This window comes from Rahnella sp. PD12R (assembly GCF_019200965.1).
Taxonomy (GTDB): domain Bacteria; phylum Pseudomonadota; class Gammaproteobacteria; order Enterobacterales; family Enterobacteriaceae; genus Rahnella; species Rahnella laticis.
In genome coordinates this window covers 616,315-631,941 of sequence record NZ_JAHTMS010000002.1, presented here as the reverse complement: position 1 = coordinate 631,941, position 15,627 = coordinate 616,315, and the positions used below count along the sequence as shown (strand labels likewise).

General features: G+C 53.6%; 15 protein-coding genes. 3 read left to right on the top strand and 12 right to left on the bottom strand.

The features are described 5' to 3' along the window. Positions 1-62: 62 nt before the first annotated feature. The 4 genes from KWG64_RS06955 to xseB all read right to left on the bottom strand — a co-directional run bounded on the left by KWG64_RS06955 (position 63) and on the right by xseB (position 4,249). Positions 63-1,037, bottom strand: a complete 975-nt coding sequence (locus KWG64_RS06955) for an aldo/keto reductase (RefSeq protein ID WP_218521359.1) — start codon at positions 1,035-1,037, stop codon at positions 63-65. Between the two features lie 152 nt (positions 1,038-1,189). After that, entirely contained in the window at positions 1,190-3,052 is a 1,863-nt protein-coding gene (dxs, locus tag KWG64_RS06950) for a 1-deoxy-D-xylulose-5-phosphate synthase (protein WP_218521358.1), read from the bottom strand. Positions 3,053-3,070: 18 nt separating this feature from the next. Then, positions 3,071-4,000, bottom strand: coding sequence for a (2E,6E)-farnesyl diphosphate synthase (gene ispA, locus KWG64_RS06945; protein ID WP_195814320.1), 930 nt, complete (start codon positions 3,998-4,000; stop codon positions 3,071-3,073). Between the two features lie 6 nt (positions 4,001-4,006). After that, the gene (xseB, locus tag KWG64_RS06940) at positions 4,007-4,249 is read right to left on the bottom strand and encodes an exodeoxyribonuclease VII small subunit (protein WP_013576657.1); all 243 of its coding nucleotides are present in this window, start codon (positions 4,247-4,249) and stop codon (positions 4,007-4,009) included. Positions 4,250-4,524: 275 nt separating this feature from the next. Here xseB and thiI point away from each other — a divergent pair, with 275 nt between their 5' ends. Next, positions 4,525-5,973, top strand: a complete 1,449-nt coding sequence (thiI, locus tag KWG64_RS06935; RefSeq protein WP_195814319.1) for a tRNA uracil 4-sulfurtransferase ThiI — start codon at positions 4,525-4,527, stop codon at positions 5,971-5,973. A 67-nt stretch (positions 5,974-6,040) separates the two neighbouring features. Here thiI and yajL read toward each other — a convergent pair whose 3' ends face one another. Genes yajL through KWG64_RS06920 form a run of 3 tightly spaced genes read right to left on the bottom strand, consistent with a single transcriptional unit; the run spans position 6,041 to position 7,735 of the window. Further along, on the bottom strand, positions 6,041-6,649 hold the full coding sequence (gene yajL, locus KWG64_RS06930) for a protein deglycase YajL (protein ID WP_101075479.1): 609 nt from the start codon (positions 6,647-6,649) through the stop codon (positions 6,041-6,043). Then, entirely contained in the window at positions 6,612-7,523 is a 912-nt protein-coding gene (panE, locus tag KWG64_RS06925) for a 2-dehydropantoate 2-reductase (protein WP_218521357.1), read from the bottom strand. Before panE ends, yajL begins: the two co-directional genes overlap by 38 nt. After that, a complete protein-coding gene (locus tag KWG64_RS06920; RefSeq protein WP_157825346.1) occupies positions 7,520-7,735 on the bottom strand; it encodes a hypothetical protein in 216 nt (71 codons plus the stop codon). Before KWG64_RS06920 ends, panE begins: the two co-directional genes overlap by 4 nt. Before the next feature lie 48 nt (positions 7,736-7,783). Between KWG64_RS06920 and KWG64_RS06915 the strand changes: the two genes are divergently transcribed. Then, positions 7,784-8,275, top strand: a complete 492-nt coding sequence (locus tag KWG64_RS06915; protein ID WP_101075481.1) for a YajQ family cyclic di-GMP-binding protein — start codon at positions 7,784-7,786, stop codon at positions 8,273-8,275. Between the two features lie 314 nt (positions 8,276-8,589). Further along, positions 8,590-9,048, top strand: a complete 459-nt coding sequence (tnpA, locus tag KWG64_RS06910; protein ID WP_024531425.1) for an IS200/IS605-like element IS1541C family transposase — start codon at positions 8,590-8,592, stop codon at positions 9,046-9,048. Between the two features lie 275 nt (positions 9,049-9,323). On the opposite strand, the gene infA is transcribed toward tnpA, so the two are convergent. From infA to trxB, 5 genes are all read right to left on the bottom strand, one after another. Continuing rightward, the gene (gene infA / locus KWG64_RS06905) at positions 9,324-9,542 is read right to left on the bottom strand and encodes a translation initiation factor IF-1 (RefSeq protein WP_002211347.1); all 219 of its coding nucleotides are present in this window, start codon (positions 9,540-9,542) and stop codon (positions 9,324-9,326) included. Between the two features lie 93 nt (positions 9,543-9,635). Next, positions 9,636-10,370, bottom strand: a complete 735-nt coding sequence (gene aat / locus KWG64_RS06900) for a leucyl/phenylalanyl-tRNA--protein transferase (protein WP_218521356.1) — start codon at positions 10,368-10,370, stop codon at positions 9,636-9,638. A gap of 51 nt (positions 10,371-10,421) precedes the next feature. Next, positions 10,422-12,143 (bottom strand): cysteine/glutathione ABC transporter ATP-binding protein/permease CydC, encoded by a 1,722-nt coding sequence (cydC, locus tag KWG64_RS06895; protein WP_218521355.1) that lies wholly within the window; start codon positions 12,141-12,143, stop codon positions 10,422-10,424. Between the two features lie 2 nt (positions 12,144-12,145). After that, complete coding sequence (gene cydD / locus KWG64_RS06890) at positions 12,146-13,912, bottom strand: cysteine/glutathione ABC transporter permease/ATP-binding protein CydD (protein WP_218521354.1); 1,767 nt, start codon at positions 13,910-13,912, stop codon at positions 12,146-12,148. Positions 13,913-14,060: 148 nt separating this feature from the next. Continuing rightward, positions 14,061-15,029, bottom strand: a complete 969-nt coding sequence (trxB, locus tag KWG64_RS06885) for a thioredoxin-disulfide reductase (RefSeq protein WP_120161190.1) — start codon at positions 15,027-15,029, stop codon at positions 14,061-14,063. Positions 15,030-15,627: the final 598 nt, after the last annotated feature.

The following is a 15,627-nucleotide window of genomic DNA, read 5'->3' as shown; positions in this document are numbered from 1 at the left end:
AAGGCGCTGCCGGTTTCCCGCAGCGCCTTTTTTACGTTTCAACCACTTGTCAGCAGCTGTGATTACTTAAAACCGGTTGCCTCGTGCGGCACATACGCCATTTCCAGCTCTGCAATTTCTTCTGCTGATAGCGTGACGTCCAGCGCGCCAATAGCATCTGTCAGATGTGCGGGGCGGGATGCGCCGATAATCGGTGCGGTCACGACCTGTTTGCTGAGGATCCACGCCAGCGCAATTTGCGCCCGCGGCACGCCGTGATCTTCCGCAATTTTGCCTACACGTTCAGCGATTTTACCGTCCGCTTCGTCCGTCGCGTCGTACAGCGTTTTGGCAAAGTTATCCGACACAGAACGCGCGGTGGTTTCGCCCCACGGACGGGTGAGTTTACCGCGAGCCAGCGGGCTCCACGGCAGAACCGCAATCCCTTTTTCATGGCACAACGGGTACATTTCGTTTTCTTCTTCGCGCTGGATCAGGTTGTACTGGTCCTGCATTGAGACAAAACTCGCCCAGCCATTTTGCGCGGAGACATCCAGCGCCTGCTTAAACTGATGGGCGTGCATGGAAGATGCGCCGATAAAACGTGCCTTACCGGCTTTGACGACGTCATTCAGCGTTTCCAGCGTTTCTTCGATAGGCGTCTCGTAATCCCAGCGGTGGATTTGCAGTAAATCGACATATTCCATGCCGAGACGGCGCAGGCTGTCATCAATAGATTGCAGGATTGATGCGCGGGAAAGCCCCCGTTTCAGGCCGGTGACGGCGTTGTAAACCTTGGTCGCCACGATAATCTCATCACGCTTTGCAAAGTCCTTCAGCGCGCGGCCGACGATTTCTTCGCTGCTGCCGTCGGAATAGCTGTTGGCGGTATCAAAGAAATTTATTCCCGCCTCAAGCGCCTGCTTGATGATCGGGCGGCTGCTTTCTTCGGGCAGTGTCCATGCGTGGGTTCCGCGATCCGGTTCACCGAACGTCATACAGCCAAGGCACAGGCGTGAGACGTTCAGGCCGGTTTTTCCGAGAATAGTGTATTGCATGACATCTCCTGGTCAGGATGAATTGAAGTCAGAAAGTCGTGAAAAATGATTAGCACGCTATAACTGTAGCTTACTGAACGGCAGGATTGGGGGACGGTGGAAAAAGTTAGAAAGGAAAATCCCCTCTTTCAGGCTGAAAGAGGGGAAAAGGATCAGGCCAGCCAGTCGGTGATCTGACGGTCGATGCCTTCAGCGTCCAGCCCCAGATCGTGGCGGATTTCGTCCTGTGTGCCTTGCGGAACAAAGCTGTCCGCCAGGCCGATATTAAGCACCGGCACCAGAATGCGTTTGGACATCAGCAGTTCATTCACGCCGCTGCCCGCACCGCCCATAATGGCGTTTTCTTCCAGCGTCACCAGCACTTCATGGCTGGCCGCCAGTTCCTGAATCAGGGCTTCATCCAGCGGTTTGACAAAACGCATATCCACGACGGTGGCATTACGCTTTTCAGCTGCTGCCAGCGCGTCCGGCAGTAAAGTACCGAAGTTCAGGATGGCCACTTTCTCGCCTTCACGGCGCACAACGCCTTTGCCAATTGGCAGCGACGCCAGCGGTTCACAGGTGGCGCCCGTGCCGTTACCACGCGGATAACGCACTGCTACCGGGCCGCTGTTATGGTGATAACCGGTATGCAACATCTGGCGACATTCATTTTCATCGCTTGGCGTCATGATGGTCATGTTCGGAATGCAGCGCAGGAAGGACAGGTCGAAAGCGCCCTGATGCGTCTGACCATCCGCTCCGACGATGCCGCCACGGTCAATGGCGAACAGCACCGGCAGATTCTGGATGGCCACATCGTGGATCACCTGATCGTACGCGCGTTGCAGGAACGTCGAGTAAATCGCGACAATCGGCTTGTAGCCGCCAATAGCCAGACCGGCGGCAAAAGTCACGGCGTGCTGTTCAGCAATCGCAACGTCGAAATACTGCTGCGGATATTCACGCGAGAAGCGCACCATGCCGGAACCTTCGCGCATCGCAGGCGTAACCGCCATCAGTTTGCTGTCTTTGGCCGCTGTTTCGCACAGCCAGTCGCCAAAGATTTTGGAATAGGTTGGCAGGCCTTCTTTGCTTTTTGGCAGCGTGCCGGAAGCCGGATCGAATTTCGGCACGGCGTGGAAACTGATCGGATCCTTTTCTGCCGGCGCGTAGCCTTTGCCTTTTTTGGTCATGATGTGCAGCAATTGCGGGCCTTTCAGCTCGCGCATGTTTTTCAGCGTTTGCGCCAGCGCCACCACGTCGTGCCCGTCAACCGGGCCAATATAGTTAAAGCCCAGCTCTTCAAACAGCGTGCCCGGCACCATCATGCCTTTCAGATGTTCTTCAGTACGACGTACCAGCTCTTTAATCGGCGGCAGGCCGGACAGAACTTTTTTACCGCCTTCACGCAGACGTGAATACAGTTTTCCGGACAGCAACTGCGCCAGATGATTATTCAGCGCCCCGACGTTTTCGGAAATCGACATCTCGTTATCATTGAGGATAACCAGCATGTCTGGTTTGATATCGCCCGCGTGGTTCATGGCCTCGAAAGCCATCCCGGCAGTGATTGCGCCATCGCCAATCACGCAAACGGTGCGGCGGCCTTTGCCTTCACGCTCGGCGGCAACAGCCATGCCCAGACCGGCACTGATGGACGTCGAGGAGTGACCCACGGACAACGTGTCGTATTCGCTTTCGCCGCGCCACGGGAACGGATGCAGCCCGCCTTTCTGGCGGATGGTGGAAATGCGTTCGCGACGGCCGGTCAGAATCTTGTGCGGATAGGCCTGATGGCCCACATCCCAGACCACGTGGTCGAAGGGCGTGTTGTAGACATAATGCATGGCGACGGTCAGTTCTACCGTTCCCAAACCGGACGCAAAGTGTCCGCTGGACTGGCTGACGCTGGCCAATAAATATTGACGCAGTTCGTCACAGAGCTTGGGTAAGCTCTCTTTTGGGAGTGAGCGGAGATCCTTGGGATTCTCCGCCAGCGCCAGTGTCGGGTATTTGGCTAATTCAAGACTCATCAGTTGCTCATAGTAAGTTTAATTATCGCGTTCAATGATAAAGCTGGCTAACGCGAGAAGTGGCGCTGTGTTGTAAGAAAGTGCAGCCAGCTGATCCAGTGCGGAAACGGCTTCCTGATACAGATCCATCGCTTTGGCTTTTGCGCCATCCAGGCCCAGCAGGGCCGGGTAAGTACTTTTACCGAGTTGTTGATCCGCACCCTGACGTTTGCCCAGCGTGGCGGTATCGCCAATCACATCCAGAATATCGTCCTGAACCTGAAATGCTAAACCAATCGCCTGTGCGTAGTTATCGAGGATCGGCAACACGGCGCGTCCGGATTCACCGGCAGCCAGTGCGCCCATGCGCACGGCGGCGCGAATCAGCGCACCGGTTTTGTGGCGGTGGATTTTTTCCAGCGCTTCAAGATTAACCTGCTGACCTTCGGCGGCCAAATCTAAAGCCTGACCGCCGCACATGCCGCTGGCTCCGCTGGCGCTGGCCAGTTCGGAAATCATCGACAGGCGATCTTTCACGGCTACGTCCGGCATATCTCCATCGGCGAGAATCGAAAATGCCAGTGTCTGTAGTGCGTCACCGGCAAGAATGGCATTGGCTTCGCCGAATTTAATGTGACAGGTCGGCTGGCCACGGCGCAAATCGTCGTCGTCCATCGCAGGCAAATCATCGTGGATCAGGGAATACGCATGAACGCATTCTACCGCCGCCGCCGGTGCATCCAGATTTTTCAAATCCAGGCTGAACAGCTGACCGCTGGCATACACCAGATACGGACGCAGACGTTTTCCGCCCAGCAGCGAACCGTAGCGCATCGCGTCCACCAGCGGTAAATCCGCCAGAGGTTGTGCGCTGACGTAGGCCGTCAGAACGCCATCGACACGCTTTTGCATGGCACGAAGTTCGCCAGTAAAGCTGTCAGAAGAAGATAAGGAGATCGCTTCAGACATGACCAGTTACTCTGCTTCCGGGGTGAAAGGGGTCAGCGGGGCATCATTATCACTGTCGAGCAGGATCTGAACACGTTGCTCTGCCTGCTGAAGTTTTTGCTGTCCCTGACGTGCCAGCTGGACGCCTTGTTCAAATTCGTTCAGCGCATCTTCCAGAGGCAGCTCGCCAGATTCAAGGCGGGAAACGATCTGTTCCAGTTCGGCCAGGGCCGTTTCAAAATTGGCAGGTGGTGCAGATTTTTTTGGCATAATTCTCTTTTGATATCGTTGATCAGAATTGATGATCAGAGGTCTGAGCCGCAGAGCCGGTTTTCAGCCTCTAGAGACATTCCTGTTCAGCATGACATCTGCTGTCGGGTTTTGTGCACAGAGTACGCATTTTAAGTGATATACTCTGCGCCGCAGATATTATTGCTAAGCCCAATGTGACACATAACATACATCTGGCTTAGCAATAATAGGATCCTAGATCCTTATTCAGCGACTTACTACCCCGTTTTTTCACCCGCTAACAAAAGACTGCCATGAAGTTTATCATTAAATTGTTCCCTGAAATCACCATCAAGAGCCAATCTGTGCGTTTGCGCTTCATTAAGATCCTCTCAAGCAGCATTCGCAACGTGGTGCGACCGCATGATGAGACGCTGGCAGTAGTGCGCCATTGGGATCATATCGAAGTTCGCAGCAAAGACGAAAGCAAACACGACCTGATTCAGGAATTACTCTGCCGTATTCCGGGTATCCGTTATGTCGAAGAAGTGGAAGACCGTCCTTACACGGATCTTCACCATATTTTCGAACAAACGCTGGAAGCCTACCGTGCTGAAGTGGAAGGAAAAACGTTCTGCGTGCGCGTCAAGCGTCGCGGTAAACATGATTTTTCTTCGACCGAAGCGGAACGCTACATCGGTGGCGGTCTGAACCAGCACATCGAATCTGCGAAGGTCAGCCTGACCGCGCCGCAGGTGACGGTGAAACTGGAAATCAACGATGACAAACTGGTGCTGGTAAAAAGCCGGCTCGAAGGTCAGGGCGGTTACCCGATTGGCACGCAGGAAGATGTGCTTTCGCTGATTTCCGGCGGTTTCGACTCCGGCGTGTCCAGTTATATGCTGATGCGTCGCGGCTGTCGTGTGCATTATTGCTTCTTCAATCTGGGCGGCGCGGCGCATGAAATTGGCGTGAAACAGGTAGCACATTATCTGTGGAACCGTTTTGGTAGCTCACACCGCGTGCGTTTCATCTCTGTCGATTTCGAACCAGTCGTCGGTGAGATCCTCGAGAAAGTGGAAGACGGCCAGATGGGCGTGGTGCTCAAACGTATGATGGTGCGCGCCGCGTCTTCTATTGCTGAACGTTATGGCGTGCAGGCGCTGGTGACCGGCGAAGCGCTGGGCCAGGTGTCCAGCCAGACGCTGACCAACTTACGCCTGATCGACAACGTGTCTGACACGCTGATCCTGCGTCCTCTGATTTCCCACGATAAAGAGCACATCATCAAGATTGCCCGTGAAATCGGCACGGAAGACTTTGCGAAAACTATGCCGGAATATTGTGGCGTGATTTCCAAAAGCCCGACCGTGAAAGCCGTGAAAGCGAAAATCGAAGCCGAAGAAGCGATGTTCGATTTCAGCGTGCTGGATAAAGTCGTCAGCGAAGCGCGAAATGTCGATATCCGCGAAATTGCAGCGCAAGCCGCAGAAGTCGTGCCGGAAGTTGAAACGGTCGCTGAATTTACGTCAACTGATATCGTGCTGGATGTCCGTGCCCCGGATGAAGTCGATGCGCAGCCGCTGACACTGGAAAACGTTGAGGTTAAACCTCTGGCGTTCTACAAACTGGCGACCCAGTTTGGCGATCTCGACCAGACTAAAACCTATCTGTTGTATTGCGACCGTGGCGTAATGAGCCGTTTGCAGGCGCTGTATCTGAAAGAGCAGGGCTTTAACAACGTCAAAGTCTACAGACCTTAACGCGTGTTCCTGATGTAAAAAAAGGGGTTCAGCTATGCTGAGCCCCTTTTGCTTTGCGGCATCCTGACTAGGATTCGCGCGCGCCTTCGTCGGTGTAGTTGTAAATACCCGGCGCGAGGACAAGCTGTGCGGCAATTTCTGCGGCTTTGGTTTTGCCCAGAAGCAGGTCGATAATTTTAAGTGCAAACTCCATGGATGTTCCCGGTCCCTGGCTGGTGAGCAAATTTACGCGCGGATCGAAAATCACCCGGCGATCGGACCATTTGTTCGGATCGATTTTATCTTTCAGCCCCGGAAAACCGGTCATGTTACCGACAGGGAATAAATCGTGATATTCCAGCACCAGCGCGGGTGCGGCGCAGATTGCCGCCACGATTTTACCGCTGACGTGCATCTGACGGACTTTCTCCACCAGCAACGGGCTTTCACTAAAACAGGTCGCGCCGCCAAGGCCACCGGGCAAAACAACGACGTCGTGGTCATCATCGGCAACATCCACCAGCGCGGCGTCTGCCAGAATACGCACACCGCGTGAACAGCGGATTTCCAGATTGCCATCCCCCGCAACGCTGGCGGTCGTGACCTGGATACCGGCGCGAACCAGTAAATCAATCACGGTGACGGCTTCAATTTCCTCGCTACCAGGTGCCAGGCAGACCAGAACCGATGCGCTCATAGTCGTTTTCCTTTCTTTTAATTTGTTCAAATAATCGGGTGTTTACCGGCAAGTTGAGTCCGTATTTGCGTCCCCGACGCAGCAGGTAGCCGGTGATATAATCAATCTCAGTGTGACGCTGATTGCGGATGTCCTGCAACATGGAAGAGTGATTGGCGGCGGTAGAATCAATCACCTGATAAACAAAACTCAGCAGCGATTCGCTGTGAATTTCCACGCCTTCAATCGCCATGACCTGCGCGACTTCCTGACAGATTTGTTCAATCTGGTCGGCATACGCCAGCAAATCTCCGTTGGTACAATCGTAGGTGGCGGTCAGGGGATTAATCACGCAGTTCACCGCCAGTTTATTCCACAACGACGGTTTGATGTTGTCGTGCCACGCGACGTCCGGTAACGCGTGGTGCAGCACATCAGCCAGTGAACTCAGCGCCGCAGCGCGTGGCGAAACGGGCCCGATATGCGTGGCACCGGTGGCTACGTGGAGAATGGCATTGCCTTCGTGACGTGCTGCGTGTGTGGTTGCGCCCTGCAAAATCGCCAGCCGGTTAGGCGGCAATTCATCGACGGTTCCCATGCCGTTGTGCAGCAATAATATCGCGCAATTATCGTTAAGCATCGGCATCAGCGCGCTGACGGCCCCGGAAACCTGCCAGGCTTTCAGGGTCACGAGCAGTAATGCGCTTTGCGTCAGATGCTCAGGATCGTTGGTGGGCAGGTTACGGTTAAAGGCGATGCCTTCGGGGGAAATCACGTTGACGGCACAAAATGGCTGCGGAATACGTATCCAGCCCTGAACGTCGTGGCCTTGCTGATAAAGTGCTGAAAGCCAAAGTTGCCCCAGCGCACCACAACCAAGAACTGTTATTTTCATTGTGCCTCCCGGGGAATGCGGCGAAAACCGCCGTTAAAGCCGGTTGTAGAAAGAATATTCTGCTGTCCGGTTATCTTATTAGTATAGACATTTGTGCTGCACATCACATTTTCACCTGCACTTTTTGACCATCGCGACATTGTGTGGCTGGTTTTTTGTTGCCGTTTGGCATCGACGGTTGAAGGCGGTATTATGCACGCCATCATCGACATTATGCTCGCCATAAAACGTGCAATACAAAACTACAGGGAGAAGCGATTATGCCGTCTTTTGACATTGTTTCCGAAATCGACATGCAGGAAGTGCGCAATGCCGTGGAAAATGCCAGCCGTGAACTGCAAACCCGCTGGGATTTCCGTAACATTCCTGCCAGCTTCGATCTCAACGAAAAGAATGAAAGCGTTAAAGTCGCCAGCGAATCTGATTTTCAGGTGAATCAGCTGGTGGACATTCTGCGTGAAAAGCTGGCCAAGCGTGGCATTGAAGGCGGCGCACTGGAAATTCCTGAGCAGATGGAGCACAGCGGCAAAACCTACAGCCTCGAAGCCAAACTGCATTCCGGAATTGAATCAGCGCTGGCGAAGAAAATCGTCAAGCTGATCAAAGACAGTAAGATTAAAGTGCAGGCTCAGGTTCAGGGCGATGAAGTCCGTGTCACCGGTAAAGCCCGCGATGACTTGCAGGCCGTCATGGCGCTGATTCGCAACGGGGATTTAGGCCAGCCGTTCCAGTTCAAAAACTTTCGCGACTAAATAACCTGCGTTCTTTGAGCCGCTGGTGCGTTGGCTGCGCTTAGTCACCCGAATCACTTACTTATGTAAGCTCATCGGGTTCCTTCGTTTGCCGCCTTCCCGCAACTCAAATTACTGGGTTATCACTGAGTCTGGTAATACGACAGGGACGCTTATTGCGTCCCTTTTTTTGTGCACAGAAAACCCCCAGCTAGGCTGGGGGTTCAGTAAAGCTTTCAGCTTTGAGCCAGTTATAAAAACCCCTTTTGATTTGTTAAAACAGTTTGCGGTCTGGCAACTGCAAAGGTTCAACAAGAAATCAAAAGGGGGTCCCAATGAGGGACGAAAAGAGCTTAGCGCACACGCGATGGAACTGTAAATATCACATAGTTTTTGCGCCGAAGTACCGAAGAAAGGTGTTCTACGGAGAGAAGCGCAAAGCGATTGGAAGTATTTTAAGAAAGCTGTGCGAGTGGAAAAACGTGAATATTCTCGAAGCGGAATGTTGTGTGGATCACATCCATATGCTTCTGGAAATTCCGCCCAAGATGAGTGTATCGGGGTTTATGGGGTACCTGAAGGGAAAGAGCAGCCTAATGCTTTATGAGCAGTTTGGGGATTTGAAGTTTAAATACCGCAACAGGGAGTTTTGGTGCCGAGGGTATTACGTTGATACGGTTGGGAAAAACACGGCCAGGATACAGGAATACATAAAGCACCAACTGGAAGAGGATAAAATGGGTGAGCAGCTCTCGATCCCATATCCGGGCAGCCCGTTTACGGGCAGTAAGTAATCCATAGATGCAAATGTCAGATCGCGATGCGCCTGTTAGGGCGCGGCTGGTAACAGAGCCTTATAGGCGCATATGAAAAACCTCCGGCTATGCCGGAGGATATTTATTCTTTCTGAGATTCTTTATTTAATTACAGGAATTAGTGAGGGATTTCAGAAAGGGTAATGAAACAAATGCCGAATTGCGGATACCACAAAACGCCCTTGCAAAAGCAGGAAGGGCGAAGAGGGTATCCTCAGGGATCGCCGGAAAATCAGCGATGAGTGAGCCGCTTATTAACGGCTACGGAAGACAATGCGGCCTTTGCTCAGGTCGTACGGGGTCAGCTCTACAGTGACTTTGTCGCCCGTCAGGATGCGGATGTAGTTCTTACGCATTTTACCGGAGATGTGAGCGGTAACTACGTGTCCGTTTTCTAATTCTACGCGGAACATAGTGTTTGGCAGCGTATCAAGTACGGTGCCTTGCATTTCAATGTTGTCTTCTTTGGCCATCGAATCCTCTAGGTCTAACTACCATAGTTTTTAACCGGCAAGATAATGCCGAAAAACCCACATTATGTAAAGAAGTATGGTCCATGACCGCACCTATTCCCTATCCTTCGGGAACACCGGCAGGTCTTCGTCATGTGGGGATAAGTCTTGTGGCAACCAGCAATCCGGTGCTAACGCGCGTTGCGAAAGTTCGGATAACTGCTGCAAAAATTGGCGGCGGGGGATCTCTCTCGCACCCAGCGACGCAGTGTGAGGGTTGAGCACCTGACAGTCAATCAGTTCTCCTCCATTGCGGGAAAAATGTTGGCAAAATACCATCAGCGCACACTTGGAGGCATTTTCCCGGCGGCTAAACATCGACTCACCGCAAAATAATCCGCCGACGGATACGCCGTATAAACCGCCGACCAGCTCATCATCTTCCCAAACCTCAACGGAATGCGCGCGGCCTACTTCATGCAATTCCTGATAGCCGCGCTGCACCAGAGGGCCAATCCACGTACCGTCTTCACGCTGCATAGCACACGCGCGGATGACCTGCTCAAAACGCTGGTTGATTGTGTAACGGTAAGGTTTTTTACGCATGAAACGTTGCAGGCTGCGGCTGACGTGACGTTCTTCTGGAACCAGAATGGCGCGCGGATCGGGCGTCCACCAGAGGATCATCTCGCCGGGTTCAAACCAGGGGAAAATCCCGTTTTGATAAGCTGAAAGCAGGCGCGGCGCGGTAAGATCCCCGCCCATGGCCAGCAGGCCATTCGGCTCCAGTAATGCAGTGTCCGGATCCGGAAAAAGAACTGAATTGGCCTCAAGCTTAACTAACCGCATAGATCTCCTTATCCGGCGACCTGAAGGCCGCCGCTAAAAACGGGGACAACATCAACCTCGTGACAGAAAGCGTGCGTAACGCCCCTGCGCGGCGGCCAGTGTCTGGTGATCACCTTGTTCCACAATCTGACCCTCTTCCATGACACAAATTCTGTCGAGAGCTTCCAGACCGTGAAGGCGGTGCGTCACTAAGAGTAGCGTCTTATTCTGACAATGCTTGTGCAGCAGTGCCAAAATATGTTGTTCCGTTTCGGCGTCCAGCCCTTCAGTGGGTTCATCGAGCAACCACAGCGGCGCATCGTGCAGAAGGGCACGGGCAAGGCCTAAACGACGCTGTTCGCCGCCGGAAAGCTGACGGCCACCTTCGCCCAGCCACGCGTTCAGCCCTTCGTTTTCCAGAAGAACGTGCAAATCAACCTGTTTCAGAACGTCAGTAATCTGTTCATCGGAACATTTTGGCGATGCCATCCGCAGGTTTTCACGCAGCGTGGTGTTGAAAACGTGTACGCGCTGGCTGACGACGGTGATCGTCCGGCGCAGCGTCGCTTCATCGTATTCCGTGATGTCATGGCCGTTGAGCATCAGCGAACCACTGCTGATGTTCCAGCCGCGCGTCAGCAACTGCAACAGCGTAGATTTGCCACAACCGGTCTGGCCGAGCAGGGCGATATGTTCACCCGCGCGGACATCCAGCGTGATATTTTTCAGCACCGGCATCGGCTGGCCCGGATAAGTGAAATTAACGTCTTTTAGCGTAAGGCTGACCTGTTCACCGGCTGCCGGACCTTGTGGTGGAAACGCCACGCCGGCAGGCTGGCTGATGATCTGGCTTACGCGCTGCGCCGAGGCGATAACCTGCCCGAGATGCTGGAAGGCCGCAGCAACCGGCCCGAGCGCTTCAAACGCCGCTAACGGTGTGAAGACAAACAACGCAATCAGCGCGCCGGGTTGCGGGAAGGCACTCAGACCACCGGCTGCCAGCCACAACATCAGCGTTACTGTCAGCCCGGCAGCGGCAATAATCATTGCCTGCGACAGACCGGTGAGTTTTGCCTGCTGTTGCTGGCGCAACATCCAGCGGCGCTCAATATCATCCAGTTGCTGACGAAATTGCGGCTGAGCGCCAAAAACCACCAGCTCGCCTTGCCCCTGCAACCATGCAGTTAGCTGCGTACGGTAATCGCTGCGCAGCGCCGTGAGTTCGCGGCCCGCAGGTTTTCCTGCGCGGTAGAAAATCACCGGCAGAAGCACCATCAGCGCCAGCATGATGGCACCCAGCGTCAGGGCCAGCGTGACATCGATAAAACTCAGGCCGAAGGTCACCAGAATAATCACCACCAGCGCACTGATAAGTGGCGATATTACGCGCAGATAAAGGTGATCCAGCGTATCAACGTCGGCGACGAGGCGGTTGAGCAAATCAGCCTGACGAAAACGCGCAATAACCCCCGGCGTCAGTGGCATGATTTTGGTGAATGTGAACACGCGAAGATGAGCCAGGACGCGGAAAGTCGCATCATGGCTGACCAGCCGCTCGGCGTAACGTCCTGCGGTTCGGGTAATCGCCCCGCCGCGCACGCCTGCCGCAGGCAACATGTAGTTAAACGTATAGAGCCCCGCCAGCCCGGCAACGGCAGAGGCCGCCAGGAACCAGCCGGAAAGCGTGAGCAGCCCGATGCTGGCCATCAGCGTGACGATAGCCAGAATGACGCCCAGCGACAGGCGGAACCAGTGACGGCGATATAACGCGAGATAAGGCAGAAGAATTCTCATGATTACAGCTCCTTACTGCGCTGCGATAACAGACTGGCGAACAATCCACCCTGAGCAACCAGCTGCGCGAAAGTGCCGCGTTCAGCGATTTGCCCTTTATCCATGACCCAGATTTCGTCGTAGTCGCGAGTATCTTCCAGCTGATGCGTTACCAGCAGCGTGGTCTGCGATCGGGACGCCTCGTTTAAAGCACTCATCACGCGTTTTTCGCTGTGTGCGTCAAGGCTGGCAGTGGGTTCATCGAGCAGCAATAACCGGCAGGGAGAAAGCAGGGCGCGCGCGACAGCAACACGTTGTGCCTGACCCACCGACAATCGCGCCGCGCTGTCGCCCAGTTCAGTTTCCAGCCCCTCAGGCAGCAGCGGCAGGAATTCATTCACATACGCACGGTCAATAGCACTTTGGAGTTGTGCTTCGCTTATATCCGGCTGATTCAGCAGAATATTCGATCGCAGCGTCTGTTCCGGCAGATGTGGATTCTGGCCGACCCAGCTAAGTTGTTTACGCCATTCATCATTGTGCAACGATTTCAGCTCAATGCCGCTGGCGCTCAGAGAACCCTGATACGGCAGAAAACCGAGGAGCGCATTGAGCAGGGAGCTTTTGCCCGCACCGCTCAGCCCGACAATCGCAATACGCTGTCCTGTCGGAACGGTAAAGGTCAGCGGGCCTGCCAGCGTTTTCCCCTGCGGCGATCGAACAAACAGGTCACGCGCCTCAAGTGTAACGTCCTGATCTTGCGGCCAGCTTTTATCACCGTCACCCATTTCGGCTTCTTCGGCGCTCAGGAAGGTCAGCAGGCTTTCAGCCGCGCCGACCGCCTGTGCTTTAGCGTGATAAAACGCACCTAAATCGCGCAGCGGCTGGAAGAACTCAGGTGCGAGGATGAGCACCAGGAAACCGGCAAAGAGCGTAACCGGCGTGCCGTAGCTGCCAAAATTAAGCTCACCCAGATAGGAGAAACCAAAATAAACGGCGACGACGGCGATGGAAATCGAAGCGAAAAACTCCAGAACTGCAGAGGACAAAAATGCCAGACGTAAGACGTCCATGGTGCGCGCACGGAAGTTTTCGGTGGAGCGTTTAATTTTCTCCACTTCGGCGGTGCCGCGGTTGAAGAGGCGTAAGGTGTCCAGACCGCGCAGGCTGTCGAGGAAATTACCGCTCAGACGTGCGAGTGCTACAAAGTTACGACGGTTTGCATCCGCCGCGCCCATACCAACCAGCGCCATAAACAGCGGGATTAGCGGGGCAGTCACGAGCAGAATTAATCCGGCAGCCCAGTTAATCGGGAATACGCTGACCAGAATCAGCAGGGGAATAATCCCGGCCAAGGCAATTTGCGGAAGGTAGCGGGCATAGTAATCCTGCATATCTTCGATTTGTTCAAGAATGATGCTGGCCCAGCTACCGGCCGGTTTACCCTGAATCCACGCGGGACCCAGTTTTTCGAGGCGGTCCAGAACCAGTTTACGCATTTCCTGACGAATAACCCGCCCGCAGATAAAGCCAACCTGTTCGCGTAACCAGGTCACGACGGCGCGCAGAATAAACGTCAGGGCCATCAGCAGGAAGCTTTGTAAGAGGGTTTCACGCGGCGCATGTTCGATGATCAGACCGTGTAACAGTCCGGCCATCAGCCAGGCCTGTGCGAGGATCAGTAAACCAGAGAGCAAACCCAGCATCATGGACAGACGGATCCAGCCTTTGGCGCGTGAGCTTTGTTGTTTTAACCAGCGGATAAGTTCTTGTTGTCGTGTTTTATTCATCAGGCATCAGTCTGCGCAGCAATCCGGGTGGGAGGCCGCTCATGTTACATGCTTGAGTTAGCACTGAAAACAAGAAGGCGGCAATTAAGCCGCCCAATTCGTTACTCTTTATGTGGACTCTGGGTCCGGTAATTACCCTGGAGAGTAATTATAAATCCGGCGCTTGCGATAAACCGTCCAGATAACGCTCGGCGTCGAGTGCCGCCATACAGCCGGTTCCCGCAGAGGTAATTGCCTGACGATAGATGTGGTCCATCACGTCGCCTGCGGCGAAAACGCCTGGAATGCTGGTCTGTGTTGCGTTGCCATGCGAGCCGGACTGCACTTTGATGTAGCCATCTTTCAGTTCCAGCTGACCTTCGAAAATGCCGGTGTTCGGGCTGTGGCCGATAGCGATGAACACGCCAGCCACATCAACCTGCGATTTTTCGTCAGTACGGACATCAAGCAGGCTTGCGCCGGTAACGCCCATCTGATCGCCGACCACTTCGTTCAGCGTTTTGTGCGTGTGCAGAACGATGTTGCCGCTGGCGACTTTATCGTTCAGGCGGTCAACCAGGATTTTTTCCGCACGAAAACTGTCACGACGGTGAATGAGGTGAACCTCAGAGGCGATGTTCGCCAGATAAAGCGCCTCTTCTACAGCTGTGTTGCCGCCGCCGACTACCGCAACTTTCTGATTGCGGTAGAAGAAGCCGTCACAGGTAGCACAGGCAGAAACACCACGGCCTTTAAACGCTTCTTCAGAAGGCAGACCGATATAACGTGCCGAAGCACCGGTGGCGATAATCAGCGCGTCACAGGTATATTCGCCGCTGTCACCGGTCAGGCGGAACGGACGGTTCTGCAAATCAACTTTGTTAATATGGTCGAAAATGATTTCGGTATTAAATTTGGTCGCGTGCTCGTGCATGCGTTCCATTAAGCCCGGACCGGTCAGACCTTCCGGATCGCCCGGCCAGTTTTCCACTTCCGTCGTGGTGGTCAGCTGACCGCCTTTTTCCACACCGGTGATTAAAACCGGGTTGAGGTTAGCGCGTGCTGCATAAACTGCTGCGGTATAACCCGCCGGGCCTGAGCCCAGAATCAATAATTTACTGTGTTTAACCGTACTCATGCGTAATTCATCTCCGCGATGGCGACTAGCGATAGACCGATTGTAGGGAAAATAGCGCGTTAAAAAAAGCAAACTCAGATGTTGTTAACGATTTGTCTGATAGTTTTTACTGCCGAACCCGCGTAGAAAGGATTTCGCCGCAGGTAACTGTTTGAAGGTTAGGGTAAAAAAACAGCGCAAAGACATGAATGCGCTGGCAGGTTGTTTGCCCGTATGCGGACTTTTGATGACAAATCACGGCAGTTTGTGTGGATTTGGCTGAAATAAGGCGTGAACGGAATTGTTATTGTTCAAAGATAAAAGATAGCTAAAAAGGGGGCGCTGGCTTTTCAATCTGGCACGTTCTTCTGATTTTGCTTCTTTTACTTTGACAATCCGCTGTGCATTTGCGAAAACATCAGGGGAAGAAGAAATTAACTGCCTGTCTGTGACTTGAATTTATGCAATTGGCTGCTACCGGACCCGTTCTGGTCTTGCTTTTTGGCTTTTTAGTTACAGCAGGGTTTAGTGAATCAGGTTGGCTGTTTACAACCTATTAATTTCGCAAGGTTATTTCTTTTGAGTATCCGCTTATACGGCCGTGTTCCTTTTGACAGGG